Here is a 20,282-nt window from a genome sequence, read left to right as displayed (position 1 = left end):
AGGGGGACGGAGTTGTCCACAACGGTGGATTCATCCACAGGAGTACGGGCCCCGCTGGTTCGCGACCCGGGTGACATGGCAGGCTCTGTTCATCGCGAGCCTGATGTCGAGGAGAGTGACACCGTGCGGTCCGACGCCAACCTCGCGGGGCCGATGGCCGATCCGGTCCCCGGTCCCCGCTCTGAATCGGCGGGTGAGGATGTTTCACGTGAAACATTGCCTCCGCCTCTTGTAGACAACGACACCCCCATCGGCCGAGCTGCCCAGCAGGCGGTCGAGGCGCTGGGGCGCGCCGGAGAGAGGCTGCCCCGGCCGAACCAGACGCGGGTCATGGTGGTGGCCAACCAGAAGGGCGGCGTGGGCAAGACCACGACGACCGTGAACCTGGCGGCCTCGCTGGCCCTGCACGGCGCGCGCGTCCTGGTGGTCGACCTCGACCCGCAGGGCAACGCGTCCACGGCGCTGGGGATCGACCACCATGCCGATGTGCCCTCGATCTACGACGTGCTCGTGGACAGCCGGCCTCTGCTGGAGGTCGTCCAGCCGGTGGTGGACGTGGAGGGGCTCTTCTGTGCTCCGGCCACGATCGATCTCGCGGGTGCGGAGATCGAGCTGGTGTCGCTCGTGGCGCGAGAGAGCCGGCTTCAGCGGGCGATCCAGGCGTACGACCAGCCTCTCGACTACATCCTGATCGACTGCCCGCCCTCGCTCGGGCTGCTGACGGTGAACGCGCTGGTGGCCGGCGCCGAGGTGCTGATCCCGATCCAGTGCGAGTACTACGCGCTGGAGGGTCTGGGCCAGCTGCTGCGCAACGTCGATCTGGTGCGGGCCCACCTCAACCCGACGCTCCATGTGTCGACCATCCTGCTGACGATGTATGACGGCAGGACCCGGCTGGCCTCGCAGGTGGCGGAGGAGGTGCGCAGCCACTTCGGCAAGGAGGTGCTGCGGACGAGCATCCCCCGGTCGGTGCGTATTTCCGAGGCGCCGAGCTATGGGCAGACGGTGCTCACGTACGACCCGGGTTCCAGTGGTTCCCTCTCCTATCTGGAGGCAGCGCGAGAGATCGCGTATCGGGGGGTCGGAATGCAGTACGACGCTCGGCACGCCCATCTGGGCCCGGGTATGAACAGCACGCAGAATGTGGCGGAGGGGATCCAGTGAGTGAGCGACGTAGAGGCCTGGGGCGGGGGCTCGGTGCGCTGATCCCCGCAGCCCCGCAGGAGAAGACGCCGCCGGTGATCAGTGCCGGCTCGACGTCTCCGTCGGCGGTGCCGACCTTGGCTTCGGAGCGGGGGGTCGCGGCGGCGAAGCTCGCTTCGCTCGTACAGGCCGATGTTTCACGTGAAACATCGCTCGCGGTTGTCCCGGTGGCAGAGCCGGAGCCCGAGGCCGAGACCAATGTGGTGGCAGGGGCGACGTTCGCCGAGCTCCCGATGGATGCGATCACGCCGAACCCGCGCCAGCCGCGCGATGTGTTCGACGAGGACGCGCTGGCCGAGCTGGTGACCTCCATCCAGGAGGTGGGTCTGCTCCAGCCGGTGGTGGTGCGGCAGTCGGCCCCGGGCCGCTATGAGCTGATCATGGGTGAGCGGCGCTGGCGTGCCTGCCGGGAGGCCGGGCTGGAGGCCATTCCGGCGATCATCCGGGCGACGGACGACGAGAAGCTGCTGCTGGACGCGCTGCTGGAGAACCTGCACCGGGCTCAGCTGAACCCGCTGGAAGAGGCGGCGGCCTACGACCAGCTGCTCAAGGACTTCAACTGCACCCACGACCAGCTGGCCGACCGGATCGGGCGCTCGCGTCCGCAGGTGTCGAACACGCTGCGGCTGCTCAAGCTGTCCCCCTCGGTGCAGCGCCGGGTGGCTGCGGGAGTGCTGTCCGCCGGGCACGCGCGTGCGCTGCTCTCGGTGGAGGACTCCGAGGAGCAGGACAAGCTGGCGCACCGGATCGTGGCCGAGGGGCTCTCGGTGCGTGCGGTCGAGGAGATCGTGACGCTGATGGCCTCAGAGCCGTCGAGTGCGGTGAAGCCGAAGGGCCCGCGTGCGGGTGCCCGGGTGGCTCCGGCGCTCAGCGAGCTTGCGACGCGGCTGTCGGACCGGTTCGAGACGCGGGTGAAGGTGGATCTGGGCCAGAAGAAGGGCAAGATCACCGTCGAGTTCGCCTCGATGGAGGATCTGGAGCGGATCCTCGGAACACTGGCGCCGGGCGAGGGCCGGGTGCTGGAGCAGGGTCTCACCGGGGAGTGATCCCCGGGCCGCCGAGGGGCGGATCGCGACGGTGTGCACCGGCGCGGTCCGCCCCTTCGCTTTGCTGTCGAAGAACGATCGACCAGTGGATACGATGCGTTCATGGGTCGTCGGCTGGTACCGCTCACGCTGGACAACCTCCAGGATCTGCCCCGTCGTTGCCGGTCCTGTGTGTTCTGGGAGCTGGACCCGGTCAGCGGCGAGGCCGCGGTGAAGGCGGGTACGCCGGCGCAGGAGAAGGAGGCGTGGATCTCCGCCGTCCTGCTGGAATGGGGATCCTGCGGCCGAGTGGTCTACGTGGACGAGGTTCCGGTGGGCTTCGTCCTCTACGCGCCGGCGGCGTACGTTCCGCGTGCCACCGCCTTTCCCACCAGCCCGGTTTCACCCGATGCCGTGCAGCTGATCACTGCGTGGATCATGCCGGGGTATCAGGGCCAGGGTCTGGGCAGGGTGATGGTGCAGACGGTGGCGAAGGACCTGCTGCGGCGGGGCTTCCGGGCGATCGAGGCCTTCGGGGACGCGCACTGGGAGGGCCCGGCGTGCCTCCTGCCGGCCGACCACCTGCTCGCGGTGGGCTTCAAGACGGTCCGGCCCCACCCTGTGCATCCGCGGCTGCGGCTGGAACTCCGCTCGACGCTGTCGTGGAAGGAAGACGTGGAGCTTGCGCTGGACCGTTTGCTGGGAGCGGCTCGCAAGGAGCCGGCGCTGCGGCCGCTGTGAGCCCGGTACGCGGAACGGGGCCGCCCCCTGCAGGGGGCGGCCCCGTTCCGCGTGAAACGTCGATTGCCGTCAGGCGGTCTTGACCTCGACGAACTCGGCGAGGTCGCGCAGGATGGCGGCCTTCGGCTTCGCACCGACGATGGTCTTGGCGACCTCGCCGCCCTGATAGACGTTGAGCGTCGGGATGGACATGACGCCGTACTTCGCAGCCGTGGCCGGGTTCTCGTCGATGTTGAGCTTGACGATCTCGATCTCGGGGTGCTCGGCGGCGATCGCCTCGAGGGACGGCGCGATCTGACGGCAGGGTCCGCACCAGGCGGCCCAGAAGTCCACCAGCACGGGCTTGTCGCTCCTGAGGACCTCGGCATCGAAGTCATCGTCGGTCACATTCTTGAGGGTGCCGGCCACAGCGGCCTCCTTCTTCTTTCCTGCGGGGTGTGGGGTGGGGCTGGACGGGGCGGAGCGGCGATCAGACCGCTGCGTGAGCCTTCTCGGCGTCCGCGAGGGCGGCGAGGAAGCGCTCGGCATCGAGGGCGGCGGAGCAGCCGGTGCCCGCTGCCGTGATGGCCTGACGGTAGGTGTGGTCCACGACGTCGCCGGCGCCGAACACGCCGGTGACGCTGGTCCGGGTGGAGGGGGCCTCGACCTTGAGGTAGCCCTCCTCGTCGAGGTCCAGCTGGTCCTTGAAGAGCTCGGTGCGCGGGTCGTGGCCGACGGCGATGAAGAGGCCGGTCACGGGCAGCTCGGAGGTCTCACCGGTCTTGGTGTTGCGCAGGGTGAGGCCGGAGAGCTTCTGCTCGCCGTGGATCTCGGAAACCTCGCTGTCCCAGGCGAACTTGATCTTCGGGTCGGCGAAGGCGCGGTCCTGCATGGCCTTCGAGGCGCGCAGGCTGTCGCGACGGTGGACGATCGTCACGGACTTGGCGAAACGGGAGAGGAAGGTGGCTTCCTCGATCGCGGTGTCGCCGCCGCCGACCACGGCGATGTCGTGGTCCTTGAAGAAGAACCCGTCGCACGTGGCGCACCAGGAGACGCCGCGGCCGGAGAGGGCGTCCTCGTTCGGCAGACCGAGCTTGCGGTGCTGGGAGCCGGTGGTGACGATGACGGCCTTGGCGCGGTGCACGGTGCCGGCGGTGTCGGTGACGGTCTTGATCTCACCGCTGAGGTCCACGGACACGATGTCGTCCGGAACCAGCTCGGCGCCGAAGCGCTCGGCCTGACCCCGCATGTTGTCCATGAGGTCCGGGCCCATGATGCCGTCCTGGAAGCCCGGGAAGTTCTCCACCTCGGTGGTGTTCATCAGGGCGCCACCCGCGGTGACGGCACCTTCGAAGACCAGGGGCTTGAGCGAAGCGCGTGCGGTGTACAGGGCGGCGGTGTAACCGGCCGGCCCGGAGCCGATGATGATCACGTTTCGAACGTCGCTCACGGGTTTCTTCCTCGTCTCTGCGGACTGCGTACTGCCTACCGGGGGCCGGTGCGGACTCTCACCCCACCCAACGGATCCTACGGCGCATGCATTCCCCACCCGCCCCACTACGGCCCCGAACGCCCCGGCTATCGGGGATAGGTGCTCGTCAGGAGGACCTTCCCGGGGGCTCCTGAGGCGGTCTGCTCACACGCGGTGTCGACGAGGTAGGCGTCCACGCGCGCGGAGTCGGCCGGATGGGGCAGGACGACGAGATAGACGGAGGCGCCCTGGTAGTTGCCGCGTTCGGCGGCGATCGGGGCGTCGGGGCGGCCAGTGGCCTGCTGGACGCAGCTGGGCAGGGCAGGCGACACCCGCTTGTCGCCGGGAGCGACCCCCGGGGCGGGGCTGGTGTTCTCCAGCCCGAGCGTGTTGTTCCCCTCTTCGGGGGCGGTCTTGGCGCCCCGGTCGGCCGCGATGAGCTGCCGGACGTTCTCCTGCAGGCCCTGAGCGGTGTAGTCGCGGCCACCGGAAGCGACGGACGGCTGCTCGGCGGAGTCCGACGCCTCGCCGCGGGTGGCGGTGTCATGGGCGGGCGTGCCCGCGAAGTCGCCGAACAGGAACAGGCCCAGGGCGCAGGCGGCGGCTCCGGCCAGACCCGCCAGGACGGCGATCCTGCGGCGCGCGCGACGGCGCCCGGGGCCCGTTGGGCCGGTCGGGTGACCGGCGGGCGATGTTTCACGTGAAACATCGCGGTGCGGCGTGCGGGTGCGGTCGGCCGGTACGGCCCGGTCCCGCGGCTGCGTGGAGTCGAGGAGGGCCTCCGCAGCGAGGGCCGCGTCGATGCGCCCCGCGATGTCGGCGGGCATCCGGGCCGGGCCGGGGAGGGTGCCGAGGAGGGAGCGGATCTCCTCCAGAGAGTCACGGACATCGGCGCACAGGGTGCACTCGTCGAGGTGGCGGGTGATCTCGGTGGTTCGGGACGGCGAGAGAAGACCTTCGGTCAGGTCGGAGATCTCCGAGACGTCCGGGTGCCGGATCGTGCCGGTCGTGCCGGTCGTGCCGGTTGTGGGGCTCACGGTCGTCCACCTCCGCCCTTCACAGCGTCTGGGTCTGAATGCCGGGGTTCTGCCGCTGGTGGGACGGGTGGGCCCGGCGTCCGGTTCCTTCCCCGCTCGGTGGCGGTGTTATCCCCGGCATTCGTGCGCAGATGAGTGAGGAGCGGTACGAGTTTTGCCCGGCCCCGCGCGCACCGGCTCTTTACGGTGCCGGTGGGGATGTCGAGGATCCGGGCGGCCTCGGCGACGGGGTATCCCTGCATGTCGACGAGGACCAGCGCGGCCCGCTGATCGGCCGGGAGGGTGCTCAGGGCGGCCAGGAGCTCACGGTGGAGGTCCTGGCGCTCTGCGGGGGCCTCCGCGGACTCGTGCGGCTCCAGGAGGCGCTCCAGGCGGTCCGTGTCGTCGAGGGGCGCGGTCCTGCGGGACGCGGCCTTGCGGGCCCGGTCCAGGCAGGCATTGACGGTGATCCGGTGCAGCCAGGTGGTGACAGCGGATTCCCCACGGAAGGTGTGGGCGGCCCGGTAGGCGGAGACCAGAGCGTCCTGCACCGCGTCCGCGGCCTCCTCACGATCGCCGAGGGTCCGCAGGGCCACGGCCCACAGCCGGTCGCGGTGCCGCCGCACGATCTCGCCGAAGGCATCGGGATCACCGGCGGCATGCAGCGCCAGGAGTTCCTGGTCACTGCATGCGCCGGGCGTCGTGTCGTTCAACGATGAGCCCCTCCCGGTCCTGCGGTCAGCCCGTGAACTTCACGTCCGTGATGGCCTGCTTGTATCCCGGATCGCTGAAGTCGTCGAGGGGCGCGTGCGGCATGGCGGTGATCCACACGAGTACGTACCGCGTCTTGACCGGTTTCTCGGCAGTCAGCTGGAGGGCGGTCTCCGAGGTGGTGGTTCCGGCGATCTTCGTCATGGAGCCGACGGAGCCCTTGGGAGACTTGGAGTCGGTGGCGTACAGCGTGAGGGTCGTGTGCGCGCCGCCGAACTTCAGCGCTATCGAGGCCCCATTGACCTCCTGCTCGGACCCGAGGTCGTAGACGATGCCGAGGCCGTCCTTGATCTTCACTTCGGGGCCGTCGTAGAAGCTCTTGGTTCGCCAGTAGGTGGCGGGGTTCCCGTCGTACGTGTTCGAGACGTTCTCGGCATTCTGCGGCTTGCCGTCCGGGGCGTACTCCTGGGCACCGGCGATCGTCAGGGGGGTCGGCTCCTTCTTCTCCCCGCTGTCGTCGGTTCCGGTGTTGGTGTTGTTGTTGGTGCCGCTGTTGCCCTTCTGGGTACCGCGCTCCAGGAGGGTGTCGGCCAGCTGCCAGCTGCCCAGGCCGAGGGCGGCGATCAGCAGGGCGGCGACGCCCCACTTGAGGGCCCGGCCCGTACGGCTCTGCAGCGGGGGCGGCGGAGGCGCCACGGGGCGGCTCTGGACGGTGTTCCCGCCGGGAGGCGTGGGACGGCCGTAGTTGCCCTGCTGGTAGGTGGTGTGCTGGTACTCGGGCGGGGCGGTGAAGGCGGGCTCCGGCGGCCGGATGCGGGGCATCGCGGCCACGGCCTTGGCCAGCTCGTCCGGGGTGGTGCAGGCGGGCTCCTGACGGGAGGCGGTGGCCCCGTCGTTGGCGAGTGCGCGCATGGCGAGTTCGCCCAGGCCGCGGTGGACACCGGCGCGTACCTGGTCGGGGGCGATCAGGCCCACGCCCTTGGGCAGGCCGGTGAGCCCGTACGCGTCGCTCTCGTACGGCCAGCGCTGGGTGAGGGCGGCATAGAGCAGGGCGCCGATGGCCTCGGTGTCGGCGCGCTGCGGGGTCTCGCTGGTGATGCCGCGCAGGGCGGCGTTCACGGCGAGGCCGCGGATCCGGTACTGGCCGGTGGAGGTGCGCAGTATCGCGCTCGGCGTCAGCCGCAGATGGGCGAGCCCTTCGCGGTGGGCGGCGGCCATGGCCTGGGAGACCTGGCTGACGAGCTGGTAGGCCTCGTGGGCCTCCAGCGGGCCCGACGCGAGGAGCGCGGTGAGTTCGGTGGCGTCGGGCAACCACTCGTGGACGACGTAGACGAGGTCGTTCTCCTCCACGGCGTCGAGGACCTGCACGAACCGTGGGTCGCCCAGGAGGGCGGAGGAACGCGCGGCGGCCAGGACGGAGCGTGCCCGCGCGTGGTCGGCGGGCATGAGGTGCACGCCCACGGCCCGGCGCAGTTTCTCGTCCATCGCGCGCCAACTGCTGAATCCGTCCACACGGGTGACGCACTCTTCCAGCCGGTAGCGTCTGGCGAGCTTGTGACCGCTGTGCAGTTCGGGTGCGGCCGCAGGGGCCGGGTTGGTGCGTTCGCCGTCCTTGTCGGGCATGGGTCCGTCCGCGGCTCGTCCGTTCTGGGTGTCCACCCCGTCGGACGTGGCCTGTGCCGCCTGAGCGGCCAGCGGCTCATCGCCGCTGTTGTCGGCCACGTCGACGGCAGCCGTGCTACGTTCCGCCACCGTCGTTCCTGCCTCCCCATCCGTTGCGCGCTGAAAGCCAGTCTGCGAAGCCATGCCAATTGTGCCCACAGTCCGACGCTAAGCACGACACACGAAAGGGGGCGACGGTTGTGCGCATCAGCGCCCCAAACGTCCGCGGACCATTCCGACCATCGCGTTGAGCTCCTCGATCCGCATGCGCTTGGCGGCGATGAGGAACACCGCGGCCAGGGCGATCCCGCCGGCGAGGAGGGCGGCGGCGGAACCGGTGACTCCGCTGCCGAGCCACTGGGTGACCCCGTAGGCGGCCGCGCCGGCCACGGCGGCAGCCGGGACGCAGGCGCCGGTGAGGCGGGCGTAGGTGCGCATCACGTGCGCGCCGTCGAGGTCGCCGCCGAGCCGGGTGCGCAGGCGGCGCCAGGCCACGCCGACGCCGACGGCGTAGCCGAGGCCGTAGGCGGCGGCCATGCCCACCACCGCCCAGCGGGCGGGGAGCACGAAGAACGACACCGCGGAGACCGCCGCGTTGACCGCGGCGACGATGACGGTGTTGTAGAAGGGCGTGCGGGTGTCCTCGTAGGCGTAGAAGCCGCGCAGGACGACGTACTGGATGGAGTACGGGATCAGGCCGAGGCCGAAGGCCATCAGGATGTAGCCGATGTTCTGTGCTCCCGAACCCGAGCCGGCGTACAGCAGCGTGGCCATCGGGACACCGAGGGCGAGGAACGCGAAGGCGCAGGGCACGATCGCGACGGCCGAGGTGCGCAGCCCGTAGGAGATGTCGTCGCGGACCGCCGCGGCGTCGCCGTCGTGCGCGGAGCGGGAGATGCGGGGCAGGACCGCCGTCATGACGGAGACGGTGATGATCGCCTGCGGCATCTGCCACAGCAGCAGTGCGTAGTTGTAGGCGGTGATGCCGGTACCGGGGTGGCCCTGCTTCTCGGCGACGGATCCGGCCCAGGTGGCGAGCTGGGTGACGACGACCAGGCCGACCTGGTTGGCGAGGACGAAGAAGAACGTCCACTTGGCCAGGCGGGCGGCCTTGCCGAGGCCGTGGCCCCGCCAGTCGAAGCGCAGGCGCGGCTTGAAGCCCGCGTCGCGCAGGTACGGCAGCATCGCCAGGGCCTGGACGGTGAGGCCGAGCAGGGTGCCCAGGCCCAGCAGGCGCACGCCTTCGGCGGTGACCGTGGTGGCGTTCACACCGGAGGTGGTGAAGCCGCCGAAGGCCCAGATGAAGGCGCCGAAGGTGGCGATGACGACGATGTTGTTGAGGACCGGGGTCCACATCATCGCGCCGAAGCGGCCGCGGGCGTTGAGGATCTGACCCAGGACCACGTGGATGCCCATGAAGAACATGGTGGGCAGGCAGTAGCGGGCGAAGGCGACCGCGACTTCCATCTGCTGGGGGTCGGAGGCGATCTTCGGCGACATCATCGTGATGAACACCGGTGCGGCCAGGACACAGATGGTGGTGATGCCCGCCAACAGCACCACGACGAGGGTCAGCAGCCGGTTGGCATACGCCTGGCCCCCGTCGCTGTCGTTCTTCATGGCCCGGACCAGCTGCGGGATGAAGACGGCGTTGAGGGCGCCGCCGCCGACCAGCACATAGATCATCGTGGGCAGGGTGTTGGCGATCTGGTACGTGTCGTTGAAGGTGCCGACACCAATGGCACCGGCGATGACCAGGGTCCGCAGGAAGCCGGTGATGCGGGAGACGATCGTGCCCGCGGCCATCAGCGCACTGGACTTCAGGAGGCTGGAGGCGCGTCCGGCGGGCTTGCTCGGCGCCGGCGCGGCCACGGGGGCCTCCTCGGCGGGGGTGCGGGGAGCCGCCTCCTGGTCCCGGTACAGGTGCGCGAACGCGTCCGGCTCGGGCTGCTCGTCCGCGGCGTTGGTGACGAGGGCGTCCACTCCGACGAACTGGGTGGTGGTGGCGTGGTCGCCGTACGGCAGGTGGCGCGAGGGGCCGTCCGGCTCGGGCGGCGGGGTCTGGGCCCAGACGTGCGGATCGGGAGCGTACGAGGGCGCGGACGGCGCCGCGTAGAGCGGGCCGGGCTCCTGGTAGGTGCCGGGCGGCGGCGGCGGGTGGGCGGACCGGTCGTAGAGCACCTCGGCGACGGGATCCTGGGCCGACAGGTCCTGGGACCGGTACGGGTCGTGGTCGTAGGCGTCCTGGACGTATGGGTCACGGTCCGGCGCGGGCGCAGGCACGGGAACCTGCCCGGGCACCGGGGTGCCCGGGGCAGTGCCCTGGGAGGGCGCAGGCCCACCAGTGCCCTGCGCGCGGTCACCGTCGTACGGCGCGTTCATCGAAACCCCACCTCATCGTCCCCAGGCCGACCGGCCACGGCGTCAATCAACGGTTCACTGTCTCACTCGTGTCGGACCCGTCCGCGCTTTGCGGTCCGGTGTCCGGGGACTCGTCACTCGGCTGCGTGCTCTCCTCGGCGGCCGCGCGTGCCGCGACGCGCTTGCGGCTGGCGTACATCTTGATGCCTGCCAGGACCAGGAGGAGCACACCGCCGGCGATCACGAGCATGACGGTGGGCGTGATCTCGGTGGCCTCGACGGTGAACCGGCGTTCCTTGCCGTAGGGAACGCCGTCCTTGGTGTACAGCTGCGCCGTGACCTCGACGGGGCCGCTCGCCGTGGCGTTGGCGGGGAACTTGACGGTCTGGGTGTGGTCGCCCTGGACGGTGACCTGCTGCTCGGCCTCGCCCTTGTCGCCGAACATCAGGCGGCTCGGGTTGGCGGACTTCACGCGCAGGACGAGGTCGTGGACGTCCTGGACCAGGCTGTTCTGCACGCTGACCGGGATGGTGGCGCTGTGACCGGACAGCGTGGCGTCGGACTTCGGGATGACCTTGACCTTCTCGGTGAGACCGATCAGGTACTCCTGCACTTGGTCCCGGTAGGCGCGGGCCTCGTCCGGACGCCCGCGCCAGGACGTGGACATCTCCCGGTTGGTGGTGTTGCCGAAGGGGATCTCCACGCGGTCGGGCGCGGCGAGGATGACCTTGAATCGGTCGAGGGTGCTCTGCGTGGTGCGGATCTTCTCGAAGGCCGAAACCGGCAGCTCCTGCTTGCGCAGGGCCTCGGGGTACTGACCGGCGCCCGGTACCTGGGTGGTGGCTCCCGGATCGGGCTTGGCGGCGGCCGCGGCCTCGAGGTCCCCGGGCTGTGTCCAGCGGCCCGCCTGGAGGCCGCGTACGGCCGCGGCCATCGTCTGCACCTGGCTGACATTGGGCATCCGCTGCGGGGCGACGACGACGCTGCGCTGTTCGTCGGTCTTCTGCAGGTTCAGGGCGAGGCTGTGGGCGAGGAACCGCTGCACGGCGAGCGTGGAGGGCCCCGCGTTCAGCATGTCGCCCTGGAAGGCGGTGGACAGGTCGGCGTCCGCCACGACGGCGGTGGTGCCGGCGCCGATGGGCCGGGCGGCCGAGGGCGTGTAGCCGAGGGCGCCGCTCTCCACGAGGCTGTCACTGCGGGTGAGGACGTTGTGGGCGCCCGCCGAGGTGGCGACGTTGACGATCGAGGGGTCGATGGCGCCGTCCACGGGCCAGGAGAAGTCGGTGGACACCGGGACGTGCAGCACCGTCTCGACGGCCTGCTTGGCCTTGTCGGTGGCCGGGCGCAGCTGGCCCAGGGTGCCCGAGACGTCCTTGCCGTGGTGGGCGAGGGAGGCGAGGTCGGGGTCGGCGAACGGCAGGGCGACGACCTTCTTGCCCTGGACGGCGGCCTCGAGGGAGCTCAGCCACTGCTCGGCGACGGCCCTGTTCTTGCCCTGGACGGGCTTGCCGCCCGGCGTGCGGACCCGGTAGCCCTTGGTCATCGCGTCGACCGTGTAGAGCAGGTCGGGGTCGATGACCCAGGTGATCGGCAGGTCCTTGCCGAGGGTGACCATCTGCTCCAGGCGTCCGCCCGACTTGAGCTCATCGGCGAGGGAGTCGTCGAGGAAGACCGGGGTCTGAAGCTCGTCGGAGCCCGTCTCCGCCGTTACGCGGGTGGTGGAGATCAGCGGCCAGACGTAGGTGAGCTGGGAGCGCTTGGCGGCGGCCTCGGGCTGCCAGGGCAGGAAGGTCCGCTTGATACCCAGGACCTGCTCGGACGGCCGGCTGTCGGTCACTCCGGACAGGGAGACACCGAGCGGGTAGACGCCGTCCTTGTCCAGCTCCAGCTTGTTCACCGGGATCGTGAGCGTGAACTCCTGCCTGATCTTGGAGGGCAGGGAGGCGATCTTCACCGCGTAGGCCGGATCGATCTCGCTCGGGTCGGCGCCGGCCCGGAAACCGGTCCGCTCCGCCGCCTCGTCGATGGACGATCGGTCCGCGAGTGCGGGCCCGACCCGCAGGCCGACATGAGCGTCGGTGATCGTCTCGGCGCCGGTGTTGAGCACGGTGCCGTGGATGGTGAGGGTGTCGCCCTTGACCGGCGCGGTGGGGGCCATGGAGACCAGCTGGACATCCACGGAGGAGGCCTGCGCGGCCTCCGCCGGGGGCGCGGGAGAGTAGATCAGCGCGGCCAGCACCGGCGTCCCGGCGAGCAGAACGATCGCGCGCCGCAGCCACCGGCGCCGGACAGGAGCGGGGCACGCCCCCTGGATGTCTGCCGCCTCGGCCACGCGCTAGCCCGTCCCTCGAAGTGTCAGTGGTCGTCTTTTGTGCGTCTACGCATGGTAACGAGGCCCGCTGTGTGCGAGTGCCGCGCCTTGCTCCACATGATCGGCTCGGGAGCGGAGCCGCCGGGTACCGGGGTGGCTGCAAAACGGGGCGGCCCCCGGTGGGTCGGGCACGTACCCTTTTCAGTTGTGCCGAATGCCAACGAAGACAACCCCAGTGCCCTGAGTCAGGTGCAGCTCCGCGCGGTCAGTGAACTGCTGCGGGTCGCTCCTGTCGCCGACGAGCTCGGCCGCCGGTTCCAGGAGGCGGGCTTCCGCCTCGCCCTGGTCGGTGGGTCCGTCCGCGACGCGCTGCTGGGGCGTCTCGGCAACGATCTCGACTTCACCACCGATGCCCGCCCCGAGGACGTTCTGAAGATCGTCCGGCCCTGGGCGGACTCGGTGTGGGACGTCGGTATCGCCTTCGGCACCGTCGGGGCGCAGAAGAACGCCCGCGTCGGGGGCGCCGTCCGGAACTTCCAGATCGAGGTGACGACGTACCGCTCGGAGGCCTACGACCGTACGTCGCGCAAGCCCGAGGTCTCCTACGGGGACTCGATCGACGAGGACCTGGTCCGTCGGGACTTCACGGTCAACGCCATGGCCCTGGCCCTGCCCGAGCAGCAGTTCATCGACCCGCACGGCGGCCTGGAGGACCTGGCCGCCGGCGTGCTGCGCACTCCCGGAACCCCGGAGGACTCCTTCTCCGACGATCCGCTGCGGATGCTGCGCGCGGCTCGGTTCGCCGCTCAGCTCGACTTCGAGGTCGCCCCGGAGGTCGTGGCGGCCATGAAGGCGATGTCCGAGCGGATCGAGATCGTTTCCGCGGAGCGCGTTCAGGGCGAGCTGAACAAGCTGATCCTTTCCGCCCACCCGCGCAAGGGTCTGGGACTGCTGGTGGACACGGGGCTGGCCGACCGGGTGCTCCCCGAGCTGCCCGCGCTGCGGCTGGAGAGTGACGAACACCACCGGCACAAGGATGTCTACGACCACTCGCTGATCGTGCTGGAGCAGGCGATCGCACTCGAGGAGGACGGTCCGGACCTGGTCCTTCGGCTCGCGGCCCTGCTGCACGACATCGGCAAGCCCCGCACCCGCCGCTTCGAGAGCGACGGCAGGGTCTCCTTCCACCACCACGAGGTGGTGGGAGCGAAGATGACCAAGAAGCGGCTGATCGCTCTGAAGTACAGCAACGACATGGTCAAGGACGTGTCGCGGCTGGTGGAGCTGCACCTGCGCTTCCACGGCTACGGAGACGGGGAGTGGACCGACTCCGCGGTGCGGCGCTACGTCCGTGACGCCGGCCCGCTGCTGGAGCGTCTGCACAAGCTGACCCGGTCCGACTGCACCACGCGCAACAAGCGCAAGGCCAATGCCCTGTCCCGGACCTACGACGGGCTGGAGGAGCGCATCGCGCAGCTCCAGGAGCAGGAGGAGTTGGACGCGATCCGGCCCGACCTGGACGGCAACGAGATCATGCAGGTGCTCGACGTGGGCCCGGGCCCGGTGATCGGGAAGGCCTACGCCTTCCTGCTGGAGCTGCGGCTGGAGAACGGGCCGATGGAGCGCGATGCGGCTGTCGTCGCGCTGAAGGAGTGGTGGGCCGCGCAGGCCTGAGGCAGGAACGCCGGGGGATGTTTCACGTGAAACATCCCCCCGAGCGGATGGTCAGCGGTGATGTTTCACGTGAAACGTCGCTCCTGCCGGGCCAGCAGTACCGCGGTCGCGGCGTAGAGCACGGACACGATGAGGATCAGGATCACCGAGCGCCCGTCGGTGGGGAGCATCAGGGAGGCCACGGCCGCCGCACCGACGAACGCCACGTTGAACAGCACGTCGTAGACCGAGAAGACACGGCCGCGGTAGTCGTCGTCCACCCGGGACTGCACCTCCGTGTCCGTGGCGATCTTGGCGCCCTGGGTGGCGAGACCGAGTACGAACGCGGCGACCAGCATCGGTCCCGGGGCGAAGAACAGGCCGAGGGCGGGCACCAGGACCGCAGCGCCCGCGGAGCAGGCGGTGATCCAGCCGAGCGGGCCCAGTCGGCCCACCGCCCAGGGGGTCACCACGGCGGCCGCGAAGAACCCGGCCCCGGAGGCGCCGACGGCGACTCCCAGCAGGGCCAGCCCGTCGGACTCGTTGTCCGACCAGGAGTAGCGGCAGAGCATCAGCAGCATGACGAACAGGGCCCCGTAGCAGAACCGCATCATGGTCATCGCGCTGAGCGCCCGGGCCGCCTCGCGCCTGGAAGCGAGGTGCCGCAGGCCCTCGGCCATCCCCCGCACAGTGAGGGCGACCCCTTCGGTGACCGAGGGGTGGGCCCGCCCGGCGGGGTGGTCCGGCCCGAGGAGCCCGATGGCCAGCTGCAGGGAGACGAGGGCCGCGAAGAGGTAGAGCCCGGCTCCGAGGAGGACGACGAGGGCGTTGGAGTCGGAGGCGAGCAGCCGGACGAGGAAGGCGAGCCCTCCGCCGGCCACCGCCGCGAGGGTTCCGGCGGTGGGGGAGAGCGCGTTCGCGGTGACCAGCTGATCGGGCCCGACGACGCGGGGAAGCGACGCGGCGAGCCCGGACAGCACGAAGCGGTTCACGGCGGTCACGGACAGCGCGGAGGCGTAGAAGAGCCAGTCGGGCACCTGCGCGACGATCAGCATCCCGGTGACGCAGGCGAGGAAGGCCCGCAGGAGATTGCCGTAGAGGAAGACCTGGCGGCGGCGCCAGCGGTCGAGCAGCACCCCGGCGAAAGGGCCGATCACCGAATAGGGCAGCAGCAGTACCGCCATGGCGGAGGCGATGGCCGCCGGCGAGGTCTGCTTCTCCGGGGAGAAGACGACGTAGGTGGCGAGTGCGACCTGGTAGACGCCGTCGGCGGCCTGGGAGAGCAGCCGTACGGCAAGCAGGTTGCGGAAATCCCTCAGGCGCAGGAGTACGCGCAGATCACGTACGACAGGCATGAGGGCAAGGGTCACATACGCGGAGGGTCCCCGGGCACATTGCCCGGGGACCCTCCGCGGAAGAACAGCCGAAGTCCAGGTGTCGGTATGACCCTTGGGTTCGGTTAGCGCTCGACCTCGCCCTTGATGAACTTCTCGACGTTGGCCAGGGCCTCGTCGTCGAAGTACTGCACCGGCGGGGACTTCATGAAGTAGCTGGACGCCGACAGGATCGGGCCACCGATACCGCGGTCCTTCGCGATCTTCGCGGCGCGCAGGGCGTCGATGATGACACCGGCCGAGTTCGGGGAGTCCCACACCTCGAGCTTGTACTCGAGGTTCAGCGGGACGTCGCCGAAGGCGCGACCCTCGAGGCGGACGTAGGCCCACTTGCGGTCGTCGAGCCACGCGACGTAGTCGGACGGGCCGATGTGGACGTTCTTCTCGCCGAGGTCACGGTCGGGGATCTGCGAGGTGACGGCCTGCGTCTTGGAGATCTTCTTCGACTCGAGGCGGTCGCGCTCGAGCATGTTCTTGAAGTCCATGTTGCCGCCGACGTTGAGCTGCATGGTGCGCTCAAGACGGACACCGCGGTCCTCGAACAGCTTCGCCATCACGCGGTGCGTGATGGTGGCGCCGACCTGCGACTTGATGTCGTCGCCGACGATCGGGACACCGGCCTCGGTGAACTTGTCCGCCCACTCCTTGGTGCCGGCGATGAAGACCGGGAGGGCGTTGACGAAGGCGACCTTGGCGTCGATGGCGCACTGCGCGTAGAACTTCGCCGCGTCCTCGGAGCCGACCGGCAGGTAGCAGATCAGGACGTCGACCTCGCGGTCCTTGAGGACCTTGACCACGTCGACCGGAGCCTCGGCGGACTCCTCGATCGTCATGCGGTAGTACTTGCCCAGGCCGTCGTAGGTGTGGCCGCGCTGAACGGTCACACCCGCGCTCGGGACGTCGCAGATCTTGATGGTGTTGTTCTCGCTGGCGCCGATGGCGTCCGAAAGGTCGAGGCCGACCTTCTTCGCGTCGACGTCGAACGCGGCGACGAACTCGATGTCACGCACGTGGTAGTCGCCGAACTGGACGTGCATCAGACCGGGGACCTTGGCCGCCGGGTCGGCGTCCTTGTAGTACTCGACGCCCTGCACCAGCGAGGCGGCGCAGTTGCCTACGCCGACGATGGCTACGCGAACCGAACCCATTCCGGTTGCTCCCTGTTTGTTCTCGGACGAGGTCTGCGAGGTGCAGGCCTCATTTTTCAGTTTCGTCGGACGGACCGGTTCGTCTCCGATCCCGTCCCGCCCGCTCACTCTCGATGAGCTCGTTCAGCCAGCGCACTTCGCGCTCCACGGACTCCATGCCGTGCCGCTGCAGCTCCAGCGTGTAGTCGTCGAGGCGCTCCCGCGTCCGGGCGATCGAGGCGCGCATCTTCTCCAGGCGCTCCTCCAGCCGGCTGCGGCGGCCCTCCAGTACCCGCATCCGCACGTCTCGTTCGGTCTGGCCGAAGAAGGCGAAGCGGGCGGCGAAGGACTCGTCTTCCCAGGTGTCGGGGCCCGTGTGGGAGAGGAGCTCCTCGAAGTGCTCCTTACCCGCGGCCGTCAACCGGTAGACGATCTTGGCGCGGCGCCCTGCGAGTGAAGCGGCGAGAGCGTCCTCCGGGGCGTTGCCCGGTTCTTCGATCAACCAGCCGTTGGCGACCAGCGTCTTGAGGCAGGGGTAGAGCGTCCCGTAGCTGAAGGCTCTGAACACCCCCAGCGAGGTGTTGAGCCGCTTGCGCAGCTCGTAGCCGTGCATGGGGGATTCGCGAAGCAGGCCGAGGACGGCGAACTCGAGGATGCCTGAGCGTCTGCTCATCCGCCTTCCCCTCCTCCGCCCCTGAGTCTTTATACCGAGCTGATGTATCGACTCGATACATCCAGACGATAGAACGGGGCGCCCTGATCGACAAGGGGAGGCGTAGTGACCGGTGTCACATCACCGATTCGCACCAGGCAGGTTGCCTGATTTGGGGTGAACTTCGGCACTGAGCGCGTTTTGAGCGTGCGTAGTCTGTGGGCGATGACACCGGGGGGAGACCGGAATTAATCTGCCGCTTCCAGGCCACTCGCCTGCCCGAGGAGTAGTCGTTCGATGAGCGAGCACCGCCGCAAACCGCCGCAGCCCCAGGGTGCTGGACGCGCCTCAGCCCGCCGCGCCGCCCAACAGCGCCCTGCAAGGGGCCCGGCCGGACGTGACGTCGCCACGGCGTCGCACAGCGGCCCCTACGCGCCGCGGCCCGGCCAGGGCCGCGCCGAGGGCCGCCGGGCTGCCCAGAGAGGGCCCGCAGGCCGCGGCAGAGGCACCGCCGCGCGCGGTGCCGGGCGCCCGGACAAGCGGCTCATCAATTACCCGCGGTCCGACCGGGACGGCTGGAAGCGCTTCGTGCCGTCCTGGAAGTTCGTCTCCGGTACGGCCCTGGGCTTCTTCGCGGTGATCATCGCGGGTGCCGGCATCGGCATCGCCATGGTGAGCACGCCCGACCCGAACAAGGCCGCCCAGGCGCAGAACAACGTCTTCTACTGGGCCGACGGCAGCCAGATGGTCGCCACCGGCGGTTCGATGAACCGGCAGATCGTGCCCATCTCCAGCATCCCCCGGTCGATGAGGGACGCCGTGATCGCGGCGGAGAACGAGTCCTTCGAGACGGACAAGGGCGTGGACCCGATGGGCATCGCCCGCGCCGTGTGGAACATGGCCACGGGCGGCTCCACCCAGGGCGGCTCGACCATCACCCAGCAGTACGTGAAGAACACCTACCTGGACTCCGACCAGACGCTCAAGCGGAAGGCCACCGAGCTCTTCATCGCGATGAGGCTGGGCGTGTCCGAGGAGAAGGACACCGTCCTCGCGGGTTACCTGAACACCGCCTACTACGGCCGGGACGCCTACGGGATCCAGGCCGCTGCCCGCGCCTACTTCGGCAAGGACAGCCAGGACCTCAACCCCGCCGAATGCGCCTTCCTCGCCGCGGTGCTGAAGGGCCCCAACCTCTACAACCCGGACGGCGGCATCGGCGCCTCGGCCACCCCCGCACTCAACGAGAAGCGGGCCCGGGAGCGCTGGTCCTGGGTGCTGGACCGCGAGGTCGAGGTCGGCCGGATGGACAAGGCCGAGCGGGCGAAGTACACGGACGCCGACTTCCCGCCGCGCGCCGAGTCGGAGTCGGCCCGCGGTATGACCGGCCAGATCGGCTACCTGGTCGACACGGCCAAGGCGTACGTGATGAAGACCAAGAGCATCACCCCCGAGCAGATGGCCCTGGGCGGCTACCGGATCCGGACCACCTTCCAGAAGCCCAGGGTGGACGCCCTGGTCAAGGCGGTCGAGGACACCCGCAACGGTTTCATCAACGAGAAGGAACGCCCGGAGACCGATACCTTCGTGCAGTTCGGCGGGGCCTCCGTGGACGTGAAGACCGGAGCCATCGTCGCCCTGTACGGCGGCCCGGGCTGGGACCACAAGTACTTCAGCAACAACGCCAACACCAGCGGTGTCCCGGTCGGCTCGACCTGGAAGCCGTACGTGCTGGCGGCCGCGATGGAGTACGGCACCCAGAACTCCAAGGGCAAGGGCATCTCGGTCGACAGCAAGTACCAGGCCAACGACCTCACGGTGATCAACAACCGCGAGGGCAAGCCGCTGCGGGACGCTTCCGGCAGGCCCTTCAAGCAGAAGAACGAGAGCCCCACCGCCTTCGGGTACGTGACCCTCAACGAGGCGATGGAGAAGTCCATCAACGTCCCGTTCGCCCAGCTCGTCTTCGATGTCGGTCACGACAAGGTCAGGGCCCTGGCCAAGTCCACCGGCATCCTCGAGGAGTCGATGAACCCGAACCCCGACGCCTCCTGGGCCCTCGGCACCTCGACCCCCAGCGCCATCCGCATGGCCGACTCGTACGCGACCTTCGCCGCCTCCGGCACGCACCGCGAGCCGTTCTCCGTGACCGAGGTCATGAAGGACGGCGACAAGCTGTCCGGCTTCGAGAAGCCCAAGGACCAGCGGGCGATGGACAGCGCCATCGCGGACAACGTCACCGAGGTCCTGCAGAACGTGGTCCAGAACGGCACCGCGACCAAGGTCAAGAAGCTGGGCCGGCCGGCCGCCGGCAAGACCGGTACCACGGACGAGAACAAGTCTGCGTGGTTCGTCGGCTACACCCCGGAGCTGTCCACCTCGATCGTCCTCTTCCGCACCGACCCCAACTCGGCGGACAAGAAGCTGATCTCCATGAACGGCGTGGGTGACATCCCCTCCATCCACGGTGGTGACATCCCGGCCGTGATCTGGACCGAGTACATGCGCGAGGCGCTCAAGGACGTCCCGGTCTCGAAGTTCCCGGAGGCCGAGGACCTCGGCGTCACCGCCGACTCCGCCGGGGCCCCCTCCCCGTCGCCGTCGGCCGTGGCCCCGCCGTCGCCGTCCGCGTCGACGATCCCGCCGAGCTCTCCGCCGCCGTCCCCCTCCCCGTCCAAGGGCGGCAAGCCGTCCTGCCGGCCGTGGGAGCTGTACTGCGACCCGGAGACCACACGAGGGACCACCAACGGGGGCACGAACACCGGCACCACTACCGGGACCATCACCGGTACCACCGGCGGATCCAGTGGATCGCCGTCCCCGTCCCAGTCGGGCCGCCCGGGCCGCCCGGGCGGCGTCACCAGCGGGATCAGCGACTCCGGCGAGGAGTGACCCGCTCCGCCGCTCCGTGAGCCGAGGAAGGCCGTCGCACCCTCCGTGCGACGGCCTTCTCCCATGTCCGGCCCGGTACGGCAG

The 20,282-nt window shown here is 69.6% G+C and carries 15 protein-coding genes; 5 read left to right on the top strand and 10 right to left on the bottom strand.

Annotated features, from left to right (window positions below; translation table 11 throughout):
• The first annotated feature begins 75 nt into the window (after positions 1-75).
• The 3 genes from IE257_RS27145 (at position 76) to IE257_RS27135 (ending at position 2,969) form a co-directional block, all read left to right on the top strand.
• Positions 76-1,164 carry a ParA family protein gene (locus IE257_RS27145; protein ID WP_189972524.1) on the top strand — a complete coding sequence of 363 codons (1,089 nt, stop codon included), beginning with the start codon at positions 76-78 and terminating at the stop codon, positions 1,162-1,164.
• The gene (locus tag IE257_RS27140) at positions 1,161-2,249 is read left to right on the top strand and encodes a ParB/RepB/Spo0J family partition protein (protein ID WP_030383927.1); all 1,089 of its coding nucleotides are present in this window, start codon (positions 1,161-1,163) and stop codon (positions 2,247-2,249) included. The genes IE257_RS27145 and IE257_RS27140 overlap by 4 nt, the downstream gene beginning before the upstream one ends.
• 102 nt (positions 2,250-2,351) lie before the next feature.
• The gene (locus IE257_RS27135; RefSeq protein WP_189972523.1) at positions 2,352-2,969 is read left to right on the top strand and encodes a GNAT family N-acetyltransferase; all 618 of its coding nucleotides are present in this window, start codon (positions 2,352-2,354) and stop codon (positions 2,967-2,969) included.
• A gap of 69 nt (positions 2,970-3,038) precedes the next feature.
• Here the strand turns inward: IE257_RS27135 and trxA are convergent, their stop codons facing one another.
• The 7 genes from trxA to IE257_RS27100 form a co-directional block, all read right to left on the bottom strand.
• Positions 3,039-3,377 carry a thioredoxin gene (gene trxA, locus IE257_RS27130; protein ID WP_189972522.1) on the bottom strand — a complete coding sequence of 113 codons (339 nt, stop codon included), beginning with the start codon at positions 3,375-3,377 and terminating at the stop codon, positions 3,039-3,041.
• A gap of 61 nt (positions 3,378-3,438) precedes the next feature.
• The gene (gene trxB / locus IE257_RS27125) at positions 3,439-4,398 is read right to left on the bottom strand and encodes a thioredoxin-disulfide reductase (protein WP_189972521.1); all 960 of its coding nucleotides are present in this window, start codon (positions 4,396-4,398) and stop codon (positions 3,439-3,441) included.
• A gap of 128 nt (positions 4,399-4,526) precedes the next feature.
• A complete protein-coding gene (locus IE257_RS27120; RefSeq protein ID WP_189972520.1) occupies positions 4,527-5,456 on the bottom strand; it encodes an RsmA family anti-sigma factor in 930 nt (309 codons plus the stop codon).
• On the bottom strand, positions 5,453-6,148 hold the full coding sequence (gene sigM, locus IE257_RS27115) for an RNA polymerase sigma factor SigM (RefSeq protein WP_189972519.1): 696 nt from the start codon (positions 6,146-6,148) through the stop codon (positions 5,453-5,455). The genes IE257_RS27120 and sigM overlap by 4 nt, the downstream gene beginning before the upstream one ends.
• A gap of 25 nt (positions 6,149-6,173) precedes the next feature.
• Positions 6,174-7,898: a protein kinase family protein gene (locus IE257_RS27110; RefSeq protein WP_189972518.1), complete on the bottom strand. Its 1,725-nt coding sequence runs from the start codon at positions 7,896-7,898 to the stop codon at positions 6,174-6,176.
• Positions 7,899-8,015: 117 nt separating this feature from the next.
• Entirely contained in the window at positions 8,016-10,190 is a 2,175-nt protein-coding gene (murJ, locus tag IE257_RS27105; RefSeq protein ID WP_189972517.1) for a murein biosynthesis integral membrane protein MurJ, read from the bottom strand.
• A 46-nt stretch (positions 10,191-10,236) separates the two neighbouring features.
• The gene (locus IE257_RS27100; RefSeq protein ID WP_189972516.1) at positions 10,237-12,501 is read right to left on the bottom strand and encodes a DUF6049 family protein; all 2,265 of its coding nucleotides are present in this window, start codon (positions 12,499-12,501) and stop codon (positions 10,237-10,239) included.
• Between the two features lie 186 nt (positions 12,502-12,687).
• On the opposite strand from IE257_RS27100, the gene IE257_RS27095 reads away from it, so the two are divergent.
• Complete coding sequence (locus IE257_RS27095; protein ID WP_189972515.1) at positions 12,688-14,154, top strand: CCA tRNA nucleotidyltransferase; 1,467 nt, start codon at positions 12,688-12,690, stop codon at positions 14,152-14,154.
• 65 nt (positions 14,155-14,219) lie between these two features.
• Here IE257_RS27095 and IE257_RS27090 read toward each other — a convergent pair whose 3' ends face one another.
• The 3 genes from IE257_RS27090 to IE257_RS27080 form a co-directional block, all read right to left on the bottom strand.
• Positions 14,220-15,488 carry an MFS transporter gene (locus IE257_RS27090; protein ID WP_189972514.1) on the bottom strand — a complete coding sequence of 423 codons (1,269 nt, stop codon included), beginning with the start codon at positions 15,486-15,488 and terminating at the stop codon, positions 14,220-14,222.
• A 104-nt stretch (positions 15,489-15,592) separates the two neighbouring features.
• Positions 15,593-16,675 carry an inositol-3-phosphate synthase gene (locus IE257_RS27085; protein WP_189972513.1) on the bottom strand — a complete coding sequence of 361 codons (1,083 nt, stop codon included), beginning with the start codon at positions 16,673-16,675 and terminating at the stop codon, positions 15,593-15,595.
• Positions 16,676-16,724: 49 nt separating this feature from the next.
• The gene (locus tag IE257_RS27080) at positions 16,725-17,327 is read right to left on the bottom strand and encodes a PadR family transcriptional regulator (RefSeq protein ID WP_030383938.1); all 603 of its coding nucleotides are present in this window, start codon (positions 17,325-17,327) and stop codon (positions 16,725-16,727) included.
• 276 nt (positions 17,328-17,603) lie between these two features.
• Between IE257_RS27080 and IE257_RS27075 the strand changes: the two genes are divergently transcribed.
• On the top strand, positions 17,604-20,198 hold the full coding sequence (locus IE257_RS27075; RefSeq protein WP_189972512.1) for a transglycosylase domain-containing protein: 2,595 nt from the start codon (positions 17,604-17,606) through the stop codon (positions 20,196-20,198).
• Positions 20,199-20,282: the final 84 nt, after the last annotated feature.

The organism is Streptomyces avidinii (assembly GCF_014650695.1).
GTDB lineage: Bacteria > Actinomycetota > Actinomycetes > Streptomycetales > Streptomycetaceae > Streptomyces > Streptomyces avidinii.
The sequence above is the reverse complement of the archived record's forward strand: the minus strand, read 5'-3'. Positions and strand labels throughout refer to the sequence as shown.